Source organism: Streptomyces silvisoli (genome assembly GCF_029269905.1).
Taxonomy (GTDB): domain Bacteria; phylum Actinomycetota; class Actinomycetes; order Streptomycetales; family Streptomycetaceae; genus Streptantibioticus_A; species Streptantibioticus_A silvisoli_A.
On sequence record NZ_JARJBC010000026.1, the window covers coordinates 89,761 to 103,709 of the forward strand.

At 72.6% G+C, this 13,949-nt stretch carries 10 protein-coding genes; 3 read left to right on the forward strand and 7 right to left on the reverse strand.

Annotation, left to right across the window (positions count from 1 at the left end):
- Nucleotides 1-1,743 carry a hypothetical protein gene (locus tag P3G67_RS30500; RefSeq protein WP_276096377.1) on the reverse strand — a complete coding sequence of 581 codons (1,743 nt, stop codon included), beginning with the start codon at nucleotides 1,741-1,743 and terminating at the stop codon, nucleotides 1-3.
- A 325-nt stretch (nucleotides 1,744-2,068) separates the two neighbouring features.
- Complete coding sequence (locus P3G67_RS30505; protein ID WP_276096378.1) at nucleotides 2,069-3,451, reverse strand: transcriptional regulator; 1,383 nt, start codon at nucleotides 3,449-3,451, stop codon at nucleotides 2,069-2,071.
- Between the two features lie 275 nt (nucleotides 3,452-3,726).
- On the opposite strand from P3G67_RS30505, the gene P3G67_RS30510 reads away from it, so the two are divergent.
- A complete protein-coding gene (locus P3G67_RS30510; RefSeq protein WP_269855616.1) occupies nucleotides 3,727-4,383 on the forward strand; it encodes a bifunctional DNA primase/polymerase in 657 nt (218 codons plus the stop codon).
- 37 nt (nucleotides 4,384-4,420) lie between these two features.
- Here P3G67_RS30510 and P3G67_RS30515 read toward each other — a convergent pair whose 3' ends face one another.
- Together P3G67_RS30515 and P3G67_RS30520 are read right to left on the reverse strand one after the other, a co-directional pair.
- The gene (locus tag P3G67_RS30515) at nucleotides 4,421-5,299 is read right to left on the reverse strand and encodes an alpha/beta fold hydrolase (RefSeq protein WP_276096379.1); all 879 of its coding nucleotides are present in this window, start codon (nucleotides 5,297-5,299) and stop codon (nucleotides 4,421-4,423) included.
- 471 nt (nucleotides 5,300-5,770) lie between these two features.
- Nucleotides 5,771-6,466: a metal-dependent transcriptional regulator gene (locus P3G67_RS30520; RefSeq protein ID WP_269855614.1), complete on the reverse strand. Its 696-nt coding sequence runs from the start codon at nucleotides 6,464-6,466 to the stop codon at nucleotides 5,771-5,773.
- A gap of 139 nt (nucleotides 6,467-6,605) precedes the next feature.
- On the opposite strand from P3G67_RS30520, the gene P3G67_RS30525 reads away from it, so the two are divergent.
- Nucleotides 6,606-7,361, forward strand: a complete 756-nt coding sequence (locus P3G67_RS30525; RefSeq protein ID WP_276096380.1) for an SIS domain-containing protein — start codon at nucleotides 6,606-6,608, stop codon at nucleotides 7,359-7,361.
- 5 nt (nucleotides 7,362-7,366) lie between these two features.
- On the opposite strand, the gene P3G67_RS30530 is transcribed toward P3G67_RS30525, so the two are convergent.
- A complete protein-coding gene (locus P3G67_RS30530; protein ID WP_276096381.1) occupies nucleotides 7,367-8,689 on the reverse strand; it encodes a PAS domain-containing protein in 1,323 nt (440 codons plus the stop codon).
- A 312-nt stretch (nucleotides 8,690-9,001) separates the two neighbouring features.
- Nucleotides 9,002-9,625: a pyridoxamine 5'-phosphate oxidase gene (pdxH, locus tag P3G67_RS30535; protein WP_276096399.1), complete on the reverse strand. Its 624-nt coding sequence runs from the start codon at nucleotides 9,623-9,625 to the stop codon at nucleotides 9,002-9,004.
- Nucleotides 9,626-9,963: 338 nt separating this feature from the next.
- Here pdxH and P3G67_RS30540 point away from each other — a divergent pair, with 338 nt between their 5' ends.
- Nucleotides 9,964-11,064 (forward strand): citrate synthase 2, encoded by a 1,101-nt coding sequence (locus P3G67_RS30540; RefSeq protein ID WP_276096382.1) that lies wholly within the window; start codon nucleotides 9,964-9,966, stop codon nucleotides 11,062-11,064.
- Nucleotides 11,065-11,133: 69 nt separating this feature from the next.
- Here the strand turns inward: P3G67_RS30540 and P3G67_RS30545 are convergent, their stop codons facing one another.
- Nucleotides 11,134-13,947 (reverse strand): FAD-binding and (Fe-S)-binding domain-containing protein, encoded by a 2,814-nt coding sequence (locus tag P3G67_RS30545; RefSeq protein WP_276096383.1) that lies wholly within the window; start codon nucleotides 13,945-13,947, stop codon nucleotides 11,134-11,136.
- Between the last annotated feature and the right edge of the window lie 2 nt (nucleotides 13,948-13,949).

Consider the following 13,949-nt stretch of genomic DNA (forward strand, 5'->3'; position numbering starts at 1 on the left):
CTACAGATCGGTGAACTGCCGCTGGGTCAGGCCGTACTGGCCGGCGATCGGGTTCCACAGGTCGGCGGCCTTCTTCTTGGCGAAGGTGGCCCGGCCGCTCGCCGCGTTGCCCTTCTGCGCGGCCGGAGTGCCCTTGGCGTGGCCCTTGTCGCAGCCCTTCTTGTCCTTCGACACCTGATCGCCCCAGTCCGCGTAGTCGTTGTCGGCCTCGGCGGACGCCTTCCAGGCGGCGGTGAGCTGCTTGACCAGCTCGTCGTGGTTGGGCAGCTTGTCCAGGCTCAACTGGTCGAGCCTGGTGATCAGCTGGGCGCGCTGGCTCGCGGCGGTACGAAGGTCCGCGGACGACTGGCCCATGTTGGAGCAGGACTTGATGGAGGCCACCGCGCTGATCACAGTGGCACGGCTGCTGTTGCTGTCCTTGAGCAGCGAGTCGAGCTGCTTGGCCTGCGCCTGCGCCGCGTCCGCCGCGCCGTTGGCGCCGCCGCCCGCCGCGGGCGAGGCGACGCCCGCCTTCTGCTGGTCGCCGCTGTTGTCGCCGCCACCGCTGAGCGCGGCGCCGACCGCGACCCCTATGACGGCGAGACCGGCGACCCCGATGCCGATCACGGCCATCGGCGAGAGCTTCCCGAACTTCGCGCGGCGCTCGGGCGCGTCCTGCCCGAAGTCGCGTGCGGGCTGCTGGGTGTACGGCGGCTGCGTCGGCATGCCGTTGCCGTACGAGGGGGAGTGCGGCGGTCGCGCGGCGCCGGGGTCGCCGTCCTTGCGGTACAGGAAGTCGTAGTCGTCCCTGGCCTGCGGCGGTGCCTGCTCGGCGTGGTGCGCCGTCGCGTCCTGCGGCTGGGACTGCCACGCCTCGTTGAAGCGCGGGAGTTGCTCGGTGGCGGGCGCGCCCGGCTGCTGCGGCGTCAGGAGCTGGGTGCGCTCCTCCGGCGGCTGGTCGCCCGGGGCGCCCGGCCGGATGGAGTACGGCGCGGCGCTGGGCATCGGCGGCGTCTGCGCACCAGCGGCGGGCGGCTGCGACGGCGGCGGCGGTACCGGCGTCTGGAACTGCTGCTCCGGAGGCAGCGGTTGGCGCAACTCGGCGGCCTGCCGCGGAAGTTCGACCGGCTGCTGCCGCATCGGCGCTATCAGCTGCGTCTTCTCCGACTCGCCGTCGGGCGCGGGCGGTTCGGCACCCGGTGCGGCCTGGGCCTGCTGACCGTACGGGGTTAGCAGTTGCGTCGCCTCGGACCCCTGGGGGTAAGTGAGCAACTGAGTGGCCTCAGACTCCTGGCCGTAGGGCGGCAGGAACTGGGTGGCCTCGGACTGCTCACCGTAGGGCGGCAGGAACTGGGTGGCCTCGGACTCCTGGCCGTAGGGCGGCAGGAACTGGGTGGCCTCGGACTCCTGGCCGTGCGGCGGTACGGCGTGGGGCGCCTCGGACTGCTGGCCGTAGGGCGGAAGCAGCTGGGTGGCCTCACCTGCGCCCGGGTGCTGGGGCAGGCCGTGCGGGGGCTGGAAGCCCTGGGGGGACTGCGGCTGGGACGGCTGCCGCGGAGCGTGCTGCGGGGCGCCCCACGGCTGGCCGGGGGCGGGCTGCACCACCTGGTTCGGCTGCGGCCACTGCTCGCCGTGCTGTTCGCCGTGCGCGGGCAGCACGACGCCCTCGCGGGCCTCGGGCACCGCCGACGCCTGCGGTTCGTGTGGAATCGGCATCGGCCGGTACGCGCCGTCCGCCGCCTCTTCTCCCCGCCCGCTCTGCATCACCGGAACTCCTGCCTGCTGCGTAACTGTGGCCGTTAGGGACTAGCCCCGGGTGGAGCTGAGTCCCTGACCCCCGACCGGCCCTTCGGAACGTCGGCTCACGCTACCGGGTCAATTCCAGTCCCCACTACGCACCCGTGTGAGTGATCGCACAGTAATGTGCTGACGGTCACTCGCGGGCCCGGCACACGTTCCAGGAAATCGCAGCATGCAGCGCCTTCCGTAACGGCGGAAGGCGTCGGTATAGCGGTCCCGTAACAATTGGAGCGTCCCGGCGGGGGACGGGGGCGCGCCCCGAGACATTCCTCACCCCGCCGGGACGGCGTCACGCCGCCAGCTCACTCTCCTCAAGTCGCGCCCCGAACTCCCTTACCACCGGCTCGTCCGAGAACGGTTCGATACGGCGGCGGAAGTCGTCCAGGTACTCCGCGCCCCGGTTGGAGCGCAGCCCGCCCAGCAACTCGACCGCCTGCGCGGCGGTATGGCAGGACTGCTCCACCTCCCGGGCCTGCACCTGCGCGGAGGCCAGCACCAGCAGCCCTATCGCCCGCCGCCGGGCACGGGTCGGCGGATGCCCGGCGAGCGACTCCTCGGCCCGGCGCATCGCGGGCCCCGGCTGGTCCAGATCACGGTGGCAGTGCGCCAACTCGTCGGCCAGATAGGCCTCGTCGAAGTGCGCGATCCAGTCCGGATCGTCCTCCGGGACGCTGCGGCCCAGCGCCTCCACCGCCCGTCCCGCCACCGTCTCGCACGCCCTGGCGTCACCGAGCAGGGCGTGGCCACGCGCCTCCGCCGCGTAGAACATCGCCTGCGCCGTGGGGGTGACATGGCCGCGCGCGCCTTCCTGAGCGGCCCTGGCGAGTTGCGCGATCTCCCGGGGGTTGCCGAGCGAGGCGGCGAGATGGCTCATTCCGGCCGCCAGCACGTAACCGCCGTAACCGCGGTCACCCGCGGCCTGCGCCAGCCGCAGCGCCTGGATGTAGTACCGCTGGGCGAGGCCGGGTTGACCGGTGTCCACCGCCATGTACCCGGCCAGCTCGGTCAACCGGGCCACTGCGGCGAAGAGTTGGCGGCCGGTCGCCTCCCGGTACGAACCCGCCAGCAGTCCGGAGACGACGCTGTTGAGGTAGTGCACCACGATCGGGCGGACATGGCCGCTGCCGAAGCGGTGGTCGAGGTCGACCAGCGCCTGCGTCGTCGCCCGTACCGCCGCCACGTCCGCGGTGCCGACCCGCGGTCCGCCGCTGCGCGAGACCAAGGTGTCCGGACCGGTGATCAGCCAGTCACGGCTCGGCTCGACCAGCGCCGAGGCCGCCACCGTGGACCCGGTCAGGAAGTCGCGGCGCCCCACGTCGCTGCGCCACAGCTCGCAGGCCTGCTCCACCGCGCCGAGCACGGTGGGCGCGAAGTGCAGACCCACGCCGGAGGCCAGGTTCTTGCCGTTGGCCATGCCGATCTCGTCGATCGTCACGGTGCGGCCGAGCTTGCGCCCCAGCGCCTCGGCGATGATCGCCGGTGCCCGGCCGCGCGGCTGCTGACCTCGCAGCCAGCGCGCCACGGAGGTCTTGTCGTAGCGCAGATCGAGGCCGTGCTCGGCGCCGCACATATTGACGCGGCGAGCCAGGCCGGCGTTGGAACATCCGGCTTCCTGGATCAGCGCTTGCAGCCGTTCGTTCGGCTGTCGCGCCACCAGTGGTCGGGCGGCCATCGTCGTCCCCCCTCTGTACCTAACGGTGTCGCAGCCGGGTCGCTCCCCGTGCTGCATGATCTCTGCCCACCGGAGGCGGGCAGTTATGCCGCTTTACGGCTCTTTATCGGTACTTTGCGCAATGAGACGTGCCACCGTGCCGTCAAGGAACTACCCACCCCCGGAGCCGGTCCCCCGTGCGCGCCCCCAACCGTGCACCTGTGCGCCCCGCGTGTCCCACCCAAGAGGGAACAGGGCCTCCGTAACCCTTGCTGACAAGGGAAGTTGTGCATCGCGTGGAAGACACCATCGGAGCCCCGCAGCCGCTCGCCGTAACCGAACACCTGCTGGAGGCGGCGGTGCGATACGCGGACGAGCGGCACTGGGACGTGTTCCCGGGCAGCTGGCTTGAGGACAACGGCGGCGTCCTGCGCTGCTCCTGCGGCTTCAGCGGCTGCCCCGCGCCCGGCGCCCACCCCACCCGCACCGACTGGCCGGGCCAGGCGACCGGTAGCGGTGTGGCGGTACGCCGGATGTGGTCCAGAGAGCCACGCGCCTCCGTACTGCTGCCCACCGGCCGGAGTTTCGACGTCATCGACGTGCCGGAGGTGGCGGGCTGCCTGGCGCTGGCCCGGATGGAACGGATGGAGCTACCGCTCGGCCCGGTCCTGTCCACGCCCAACCGCAGGCTGGTGTTCTTCGTCCTGCCCGGCGCCAGCGCCAAGGTCCCGGACCTGGTACGGCGGTTGGGGTGGCCGCCGTCCGCGCTGGACATGGTGGTCCGCGGGGACGGGGACTACGTACCGGCGCCGCCGAGCCGGATGGGCCGGGGGTCCGTGCAGTGGGCGCGGCAGCCCACCGCGTTGAACCGCTGGCTGCCGGACGCCGAGGAGTTGATCAGCCCGCTCGCCTATGCCTGCGGCCGGGAGGCCGCCGCCCAGCGGGACCGCTGAGGCGGTGGCGGCTGCCGTGGGGCCGGCCGCTGGGGCGTCAGCGGACGGTGCCGGCCAGGAACTCCTCCAGGGTGCGCTGCCAGGCGTCCGGCTGGTCCCACGGGACGAGATGGCCGGCGTCCGCTATTTCGGCGTACGAGCCGTGCGGCAGCACGCGGACCATCTCCTGGGCCTCGGCGCGGCCCAGTTCGCCGTCCCAGCCGCGTACGACCAGGGTGGGACAGCGGACTTGGGCGAGTTCGTCCCAGTGCGCGTCACGCATCCACGGCTCGCGGGAGTCAAGCATGTGCCGGAAGGAGAACTGCGGCCACCAGCCGCCGGAGCGCTCCTCCATCACCTCGGTGTAGAACGCCCCGCGGGCGGGCCGCGGCCGCTCCAGCGTGGGGTCGTCGGCGCCGAACCACCTCCGCACGTCCGCCAGTGCGGCGAAGGGCAGCGGCCAGGAGGCGAACCACTGCTCCCACTCCCGCTGGCTCGCCTCGCCGAGCGCCGAGGCCCGCATGTCGCAGATGACCAGGGCGCGCACCAACTCCGGGTGGCGGGCGGCGAGTTGCCAGGCGGTGAGCGCGCCCATGGAGTGGCCCACCAGGACGACCGGCGCCAGGCGGAGTTGCTCGATGGCGGCCAGTACGTCAGCGATGTACGCCTCGCGGGTGTACGGGCCGTCCGGCTTGGCGGAGCGGCCGTGGCCGCGCTGGTCGAGCGCGACCGGGCGGTAGCGGGCGGCCAACGCCCGGGCGGTGGGCGCCCAGTGCGCGGCGCGCCCCGTCAACCCGTGCAGCATCAGCACCGCGGGGCGCGGAACCTCGCGCGTCTCCGGCGGCGCGGATCCGTCATGCGGCTTGTGCTGGTCTGTGAAGTCCCAGGCGGCGAGCCGCACGCCGCCCGCTCCGGACACCTCGACACGACGAACCATCGATCCGGCACCCCCGGGTCAACCGTCCTGTCCGGCCCGGTTGGCCGAACGCACCCACCGTATCGAACTCACCTTCGAAGAAGTGGGTATGGCGCTTAACACCGCCCTTTCGAGTGACAAGGCGAGGGTGTGCTTTGGAGGCCCTGCGGGGAGTACTTCCAGCAGGGAGGGATCGTCCCCCGCCGGGTGAGGGGAAGGACCCGGAGAGCTCGGGGTTCCGGGTACGGCACCCGGGGGACGAAGGGGAGGAGGGCCCCGGCATACGTCGGGGCCCCATCCCGTTCCGGGACGCTTCGCTCACCGGGGCTGCGAGCGTCTTCCGCACACCCCTTCGGGCTTCGCACTCCCGACCCCACGCACACCCTGCGCCACAGGCAGGCCAAACCGGACGGCGAACGGGTGGGCGGAACGATCCACCCACCCGGGCGCAGTGGACGGAAACCGCGTCACCGGAACCGCCGAGCGCGAGTGCTACCGCTTGGCGACGAAGACGTGGCCCGCCACGTCCTGGCTCAGCTCGGCCGCCTCGCCGCCGGAGCCGACCAGGACCCCGCCGGGGGACGCGGTGACGCTGACGACCGCCCCCGGCTGGATGCCGGCCCGCCGCAGCGTGTACATCAGCTGCGCGTCCGTCTGGATGGGCTCGCCGATCCGCCGCACCACCACGGTCTTGCCGTCCGTGCCAGGGTCCAGGTCGACCAGGCTGACCGTCCCCTCGTCCAGGAACGGATCGGCCTCCGCCTTCTCCCCCAGTTCCTCCAGGCCGGGAATCGGGTTGCCGTACGGCGACTCGGTGGGGTGCCGCAGGAGTTCGAGCACCCGCCGCTCCACCGCCTCGCTCATCACGTGCTCCCAGCGGCAGGCCTCGGCGTGCACCTGCTCCCACTCCAGGCCGATGACGTCGACCAGGAGGCACTCGGCGAGCCGGTGCTTGCGCATGACGCGGGTGGCGAGCCGCCGTCCCTCCTCCGTCAGCTCCAGGTGCCGGTCACCCGCGACCTGCACCAGGCCGTCCCGCTCCATCCGCGCAACCGTCTGGCTGACCGTCGGACCGCTCTGGTCCAGCCGCTCGGCGATACGGGCGCGCATGGGGACCACACCCTCCTCCTCAAGCTCCAGGATGGTGCGGAGATACATCTCCGTCGTGTCGATGAGGTGTCCCGACATACGTGCCCCTCAATAGCTCGTGCGGTGGCCCTGCTGACAATTCTGACGCATCCCACCGACAACGCGGCCCGCTCGCGGTTGACAGCCCATACCGGAAGGCTCCACCGTGATCGGCGACCTAGGAGCGGAGGACGGCGACATGGCGGCTGACGATCTCGCCGGACAGTACTTCGACGCGGCCATCGCCCTGCTGCGCCGGGTACGCGACGAGGACGCCGAGAGCATCGCCGACGCGGGCCGCCTGCTCGCCGAGGCGGTGGAGGGGAACGCCCGGATCTTCGTCTTCGGCGCCGGTCACTCCTCGCTCCCGGCGCAGGACGTGGTGTACCGGGCGGGCGGGCTGGCCCTGATCAACCTGCTCGCGGTGCCCGGCGTGATCGGCGTGGACGTCGTGCCCGCCACCCTCGGCAGCGCGCTGGAGCGGGTCGACGGGCTCGCCGCGGCCGTACTGGACACCAGCCCCGCGGAGCCGGGCGACGTGCTGATCGTCATCTCCCTGTCCGGCCGCAACGCGCTGCCGGTCGAGATGGCGCTCAACGCCCGAGCGCTGGGCCTGAAGGTCATCGGCGTCACCTCGCTGGCGTACCCCGAGCAGACCAGGTCGCGGCACTCCTCGGGGACATATCTGAAGGACCACTGCGACGTGGTGATCGACAGCAAGATTCCGGTCGGCGACGCGGAGCTGACCGCGGAGGGCGTCCCGGCGCCGTTCGGCCCGGCGTCCACCGTCGTCACCAGCGCCCTGCTCCAGGCGGTGGTGGCCACCGCGGTCGGAGAGCTGGCCGAGCGCGGCCACACCCCGCCGCTGCTGCGGTCGGGCAACGTGGACGGCGGCCACGAGTGGAACGGGCGGATCCTGGCCGAGTACGGCGACCGGATCTTCTACCGGCGCTGAGCCGCCTAACGCCGCCGGTTCAGCAGCGCCGCCATGTCCAGCGCCGCGGCGACCCTGGCCGCCACGTCCTCCGCGAACGCCGCGTCCGCACGGTCGAACGGCCGCCGTCCCGCACCGCGCAGAAACGTCACCACGCCCAGCGTCCGCCCCCGGCTGCGCAGCACCGAGCACAGCCCGTACACCGTCCCCTCCGGCCAGCGGCGGGACGCGGCCTTCTCCGGTGAGAGGTCCGCCGACCGCACCGAGCCGAGCCGCTCGACGGACTGCAGCGCCGGATGCCCCTCCTCGTACGGCACCGGGATGCCGCCGGAGGCGATCGGCAGGCACGGCCCCGGCCCGCCCGCCGTCCCGGCCGCCCGCACCAGCTTGCCGCCCGCGCCCATCACGTCGATCAGGCCCTCGTCGGCGAAGCCCGCGAGCGCGTAGTCCAGATACCCGGTGGCCGCCTCCATGGGGTCCTCGCACTCGGCGCCCGCGTTCGCCGCACGGCGCAACTGGTTGGTGCGGAACCGGAGTTGGGACGCCTCCTGCTCTGCCAGCTTCGTCTCCGTGATGTCCTCGAACAGCCAGCCGACGCCGAGCGGCACCGGTTCCTCGCCGAGCGGTGAGCCGAGCCGCACGAAGCCGCTGCGCCAGCAGTGCCGCTGGGCGCCCGGCGTGTCCGCGCGCAGTGTCACCCACAGGTCGAGCGGCGCGGTCGGCGGCCCCTCGGAGAGCACATGGTGCAGCGCGCTCTCCAGTTCCTCGACGCCCTGGTCCAGCACCTCGCCGAGCGGACGGCCGAGCAGCGCCTCCCGGTCGGTGCGCAGCGCCCGCGCGGCACATCCGTTGACGACGGCGGGCCGCAGGTCGGCGTCTATCAACACCACGCACCAGGGTGCCTCTTGGAACAGCGCGTCACTGAGCGCGATGGACCGCTCCAGGTCGATCTGCGCGTGCACCTCGGAGAAGGCGCAGTACACGCCGGCGGGCTGCCCGTCGGGCGCGGTGACGGCCGCGGTCTGGGCGCGCACAAGGACGCGATGGCCGTCCTTGGTCAGCAGCGCGAACTCATGGACCTGGCGGCCCGGCCCCTTCATCACCCCGAGCAGCCGGGCCATCAGCTCGTCGGCGTCGGCGCTGCGCACCGCCCAGCCCGCCAGTCCGCGGCGGCCGACGGCGTCGTCGGTGGTCCAGCCGAGGATCCGGGCCGCCTCGGTGTTCCAGTGGGTGACCAGGCCGTCCTGGTCGAAGGCGCACAGAGCGGCGTCCATGCTTTCTAGGAGGGCGGCGAGTAGCTGCTCGTCGCCTCCGCTCAGCGGCTTCGCGTGGGCGTCGGAAGGCTGCACATCTCCCCATTCAACCCCCCTGTGACGCAGCCCACAGCGCGTTCGCGAAAATCAGTTGTCTCCCGCCGGTGGCCTTCTTAGGCTGGCGGTACACGGAGAGGAGGTGGTCCGAAGAATGATTGACTATCGGACGCGTGAGGTGACTGCGGGCTGACGCCGCGCACCTCGCCTGCGAGTCGTGCGCCGCAGGCCTAATCCAAAGCAGTCACCCGACCCGCGGGCTACCGGACCTCGTCCGACCGGTCCTGGAGGCGCCTCCAGGCGGCAGCCCGCGGGTCGCCGCTTTTCCGGGCCGCGCCTTCCCGGTGCCGCCTACGGGCACAGCCGCTCGATCCGCCAGCCCTCCGCCTCGCGGGCGTACACCAGCCGGTCGTGCAGCCGGTTCTCCCGGCCCTGCCAGAACTCCACCTGCTCCGCGTCGACGCGGTAGCCGCCCCAGAACGGCGGCGCCGGAACCCGCTCGCTCTCCGGATAGCGGTCGGCCAGCTCCGCGTACCGCCGTTCCAGTTCAGCGCGCGACCCGATCGGCGCCGACTGGTCGCTCGCCCACGCGCCCAGTTGCGAACCGTGCGGACGGCTGCGGAAGTACGCGACCGTCTCCTCCCGTGTCACCTTGACCACCGGGCCGCAGATGATCACCTGCCGGGCGATCGGGTGCCAGGGGAAGAGCAGCGAGGCGTAAGGGTTCTCCGCCAGGTCGCGGCCCTTGCGCGAGGTGTAGTTGGTGAAGAAGACGAAGCCGCTGGTGTCGTAGCTCTTGAGCAGTACGGTGCGCGAGCTGGGGCGCCCCGAGGCGTCGGCCGTGGAGACGACCATCGCGTTCGGCTCCGGCAGCCCGCTGCTCGCGGCGTCGGCGAACCAACGGGCGAACTGCTCGTACGGGCAGGCGGCGAGTTCGGGCGCGTCCAGTCCGGCGGCCCGGTACTGCTTCCGCATGGTGGCGGGGTCGGGGTGGGGCACCCGCACATCTTGCAGCACGGAACGCGGCCGGTGCGTGGCCGGGGCAATGCTCACCCGGGCGGGTGACACCGCACGTCAGGGTGATTCGGCGCGGGTCCGGCAAGCCGCCACCCCGGCCAAGGTGACGCAGTGTGCCGCACGTCACGCTTCCGGTCACGTAGCGAAACCGACAGAATCGCCCCTGGACCGCTGTGACCTCTCGACATCAACAGATATCTTGCTGCGTTCCCCTCGGCAGGGTGAACCACCACCCGAGCAGGGCATGACCGAGGTGTCACCAGCCACTCGTCGACCACATCAAGAGGAGCCGCCCGATGTCCGACTTCGTACCCGGACTCGAGGGAGTCATCGCGTTCGAAACGGAGATCGCCGAACCCGACAAGGAGGGCGGCTCGCTGCGCTACCGGGGCGTCGACATCGAGGATCTGGTCGGCAGCGTGTCGTTCGGGCACGTGTGGGGCCTGCTGGTGGACGGCAGCTTCAACCCCGGTCTGCCGCCCGCCGAGCCGTTCCCGATCCCGGTGCACTCCGGTGACATCCGGGTCGACGTACAGTCCGCGCTGGCGATGCTGGCGCCGGTGTGGGGCCTGAAGCCGCTGCTCGACATCAGCGCCGAGGAGGCGCGCGACGACCTCGCACGGGCGGCGGTCATGGCGCTGTCCTACGTGGCGCAGTCGGCGCGTGGACAGGGGCTGCCGATGGTGCCGCAGCGCGAGATCGACAAGGCGGAGACCGTTGTCGAGCGGTTCATGATCCGCTGGCGCGGCGAGCCGGACCCGCGGCACGTCAAGGCCGTGGACGCCTACTGGACGTCGGCCGCCGAGCACGGCATGAACGCCTCGACGTTCACCGCCCGGGTCATCGCGTCCACCGGTGCCGATGTGGCCGCCGCGCTGTCCGGCGCGGTGGGCGCGATGTCGGGGCCGCTGCACGGTGGTGCGCCGTCCCGGGTGCTCGGGATGATCGAGGAGATCGAGCGCACCGGTGACGCCGTCTCGTATGTGAGGAAGACGCTGGACAAGGGCGAGCGGCTGATGGGCTTCGGCCACCGTGTGTACCGGGCGGAGGACCCGCGTGCCCGGGTGCTGCGGCGTACCGCCAAGGAGCTGGGCGCGCCGCGCTACGAGGTCGCCGAGGCGCTGGAGAAGGCGGCGCTGGAGGAGCTGCACAACCGGCGTCCTGACCGGGTGCTGGCCACGAACGTGGAGTTCTGGGCGGCGATCATGCTGGACTTCGCGGAGGTTCCGGCGCACATGTTCACGTCGATGTTCACCTGCGCGCGCACCGCCGGGTGGAGCGCGCACATCCTGGAGCAGAAGCGGACCGGCCGACTGGTGCGCCCGTCGGCGCGGTATGTGGGACCTGGCCCGCGCAGCCCGCGCGACGTCGAGGGATACGGGGAAGCCGTTCACTGACCCGACGGGGCGCAGTGCGCCCTGCTTCCGCCGCACCCTCACCGCGGGGGCGCCCGCCGTTGCGGCGGGTCAGTGGTCGGGGGCAAGCCCCCGAACCGCCAGGGCGTCCGCCAGGACCTCCGCCAGGTGCTGGGCGTTGGCGCCCGCCAGTTGGGCCAGTTGGGTGCGGCAGGAGTAGCCGTCCGCCAGGACCAGGGCGGTGGCGGGGGCGTCCCGTACCGCGGGAAGCAGTTGCTCGGCGGCGCAGGCGCGTGACACCTCGTAGTGGCCGCGTTCGAAGCCGAAGTTGCCGGCCAGACCGCAACAGCCGCCGGACAGCTCGCCGGTGAGCCCCGCCCTGGCGCGCAGCCGGCGTTCGGCGGCGTCCCCGAGCACCGCGTGCTGGTGGCAGTGCGTCTGGCCGACGACCGGGCGGTCGACGCGCGGCGGGGTCCAGTCGGGCGCGTACTCCTCAAGCGTCTGGGCGAAGGTCCGTACCGAGGAGGCCAGACGCCTGGCGTCCTCGGAGCCCAGCAGTTCGGGCAGGTCGGTGCGGAGCGCCGCCGTACAGCTTGGTTCCAGGCCGACGATGGGCAGCCCGGCGGCCAGTGCGGGCCGCAGCGTGTCCAGGGTGCGGCGCATCACGCGGCGGGCGTGGTCGAGTTGGCCGGTGGACACCCACGTCAGCCCGCAGCACACCGGTTCCGGTGGCAGTACGACGCGCAGCCCGGCCGCCTCGAGGACCCGGACGGCGGCGGAACCGGTCTGTGGGCTGAGGTAGTTGGTGAAGGTGTCGGGGAACAGGACGACGGCGCCTCCCGTACCCCCAGCCCCCTGGTGCGTGCGCCACCAGCGGGTGAAGGGCTGAGGGGCCAGCGGCGGAATGTCGCGTTCCGGGGCGATGCCGCCAACTCGCCTGGCCACCAGGGACAGCGGCGTAGCCGCCGCCGCGTTCAGCAGCGGCGCCATCCGCAGCGCCGCCGCGGCACGCAGCCACACCGGCAGCCAGCCCATGGAGTAGTGCGCGGCCGGGCGCCGCCGCCGCGCGTAGTGGTGGTGCAGGAACTCCGCCTTGTACGTGGCCATGTCGACCCCGGCCGGGCAGTCCGAGCGGCACCCCCTGCACGACAGGCACAGGTCCAGCGCCTCCCGTACCTCCGGTGAACGCCAGCCGTCGGCCACCACCTCGCCCGCCAGCATCTCGTGCAGCAGCCGGGCCCGCCCCCGGGTGGAGTGCCGCTCCTCACCGGTGACCCGGAACGACGGGCACATCACCCCGGAACCGGCCTGCGGGTCCCGGCACTTGGCCACACCCACGCACCGCCGCACCGCGGCCGAGAAGTCACCGCCGTCGTGCGGATAGCCGAACTCGACGTCCACCGGGCGCTTCGGCAGCACCGCGAAGCGCAGCCCCTCGTCGAGTCGGGCGGGACGCACCAGGACGCCCGGGTTCATGCCGTCCGCCGGATCCCACAGGTCCTTGAACCGCCCGAAGAGGTCCACCAGTTCGGGCCCGTACATCAGCGGCAGCAGTTCGGAGCGGGCCCGGCCGTCGCCGTGCTCACCGGAGAGCGATCCGCCGTGCGCCACCACCAGCCGCGCCATGTCCTCGGAGAACCGGCGGAAGCGGGCGACGACCGCCGCGCTCGACAGGTCGAAGTCGACGCGGACATGGACGCAGCCCTCGCCGAAGTGCCCGTACGGTGCTCCCTGCAGACCGTGGTGGGCCAGCAGTTCGCGGAACTCCCGCAGATAGCCGCCGAGTCGGGGCGGCGGCACCGCGCAGTCCTCCCAGCCCGGCCAGGCCTCGCCACCGTCCGGCAACCGGGTCGCCAGGCCCGCGGCGTCCTCCCGCACCCGCCACAGCGCGCGCTGTCCGCCGGGTTCGGTGACGACGACGCTGTCCACGGCCCCGTCCCGCAGCGCCGCCCGGCACAACTCGTCCGCCCTCGCCCGCACTTCGGCGGTCGAGTCGCCGCCGACCTCCAGGAACAGCCATGCCCCGCCGCCCGGCAGCAGCCGTGCGGCGCCACCCGCCACATCGGCGGACATGCCCTCCACCGTCAACGGGCGCAGCGGCAGCAGCCCGGGTGCGGCGTCGGCCGCGGCGCCCTCGTCGACGTAGCCGAGCACCGCCAGCGCCCGTACCGCGGGCGCCGCCACCAGCCGTACGGTGGCCGAGGTGAGCACCCCGAGGGTGCCCTCGCTGCCGGTGAACGCGCGCGCCAGATGGCCGCCCTTCTCCGGCAGGAGCTGGTCGAGCGCGTAACCGGAGATCCGGCGCGGCAGTTCGGGGAAGCCGGTACGGAGTACGGCCAGGTGATTAGACGTCAGTTTCTCGACGCCGTCCCGGAGCGCGCCGGGCAGGCCGTCGGTTCCCCTGGCCAGCCGCAGCCGCTGGCCGCCGTAGGTCAGGACGTCCAGCGTGTGCACGTTGTCGGCGGTGGTGCCCCAGGCCACGGAGTGCGCGCCGCAGGAGTTGTTGCCGATCATGCCGCCGAGCGTGCAGCGGCTGTGCGTGGCCGGGTCGGGACCGAAGGTCAGGCCGTGCGCCGCCGCCTGCCGCCGCAGCTCGTCCAGGACCACGCCCGGCTGTACGACGGCGGTGCGAGCCGCCGGGTCGACGGCCTCGACGCGGTTCATGTACCGGGTGAAGTCCAGCACCACACCGGGGCCGATCGCGTTCCCCGCGACCGACGTACCGCCGCCGCGCGGCACCACGGGCACCCCGTGCTCCCGGCACACCTCAAGCGCCGCCGCGACGTCGTCGGCGTCCCGTGGCGCTACCACGCCGAGCGGCACCCGCCGGTAGTTGGAGGCGTCCATGGTCACCAGCGCCCGACTCGCCGCGTCGAACGCGACCTGCCCACGGACGGCTTCCTCCAGGACGCGCAGCAGGGTCATCT

Coding starts and splice junctions, on each gene's coding strand:
- P3G67_RS30515 (WP_276096379.1), bottom strand. CDS start 5,299: ATGGTTCGTCGTGTCGAGGTGTCCGGAGCGGGCGGCGTGCGGCTCGCC.
- P3G67_RS30500 (WP_276096377.1), bottom strand. CDS start 1,743: ATGCAGAGCGGGCGGGGAGAAGAGGCGGCGGACGGCGCGTACCGGCCG.
- pdxH (WP_276096399.1), bottom strand. CDS start 9,625: ATGCGGAAGCAGTACCGGGCCGCCGGACTGGACGCGCCCGAACTCGCC.
- P3G67_RS30540 (WP_276096382.1), top strand. CDS start 9,964: ATGTCCGACTTCGTACCCGGACTCGAGGGAGTCATCGCGTTCGAAACG.
- P3G67_RS30505 (WP_276096378.1), bottom strand. CDS start 3,451: ATGGCCGCCCGACCACTGGTGGCGCGACAGCCGAACGAACGGCTGCAA.
- P3G67_RS30520 (WP_269855614.1), bottom strand. CDS start 6,466: ATGTCGGGACACCTCATCGACACGACGGAGATGTATCTCCGCACCATC.
- P3G67_RS30525 (WP_276096380.1), top strand. CDS start 6,606: ATGGCGGCTGACGATCTCGCCGGACAGTACTTCGACGCGGCCATCGCC.
- P3G67_RS30545 (WP_276096383.1), bottom strand. CDS start 13,947: ATGACCCTGCTGCGCGTCCTGGAGGAAGCCGTCCGTGGGCAGGTCGCG.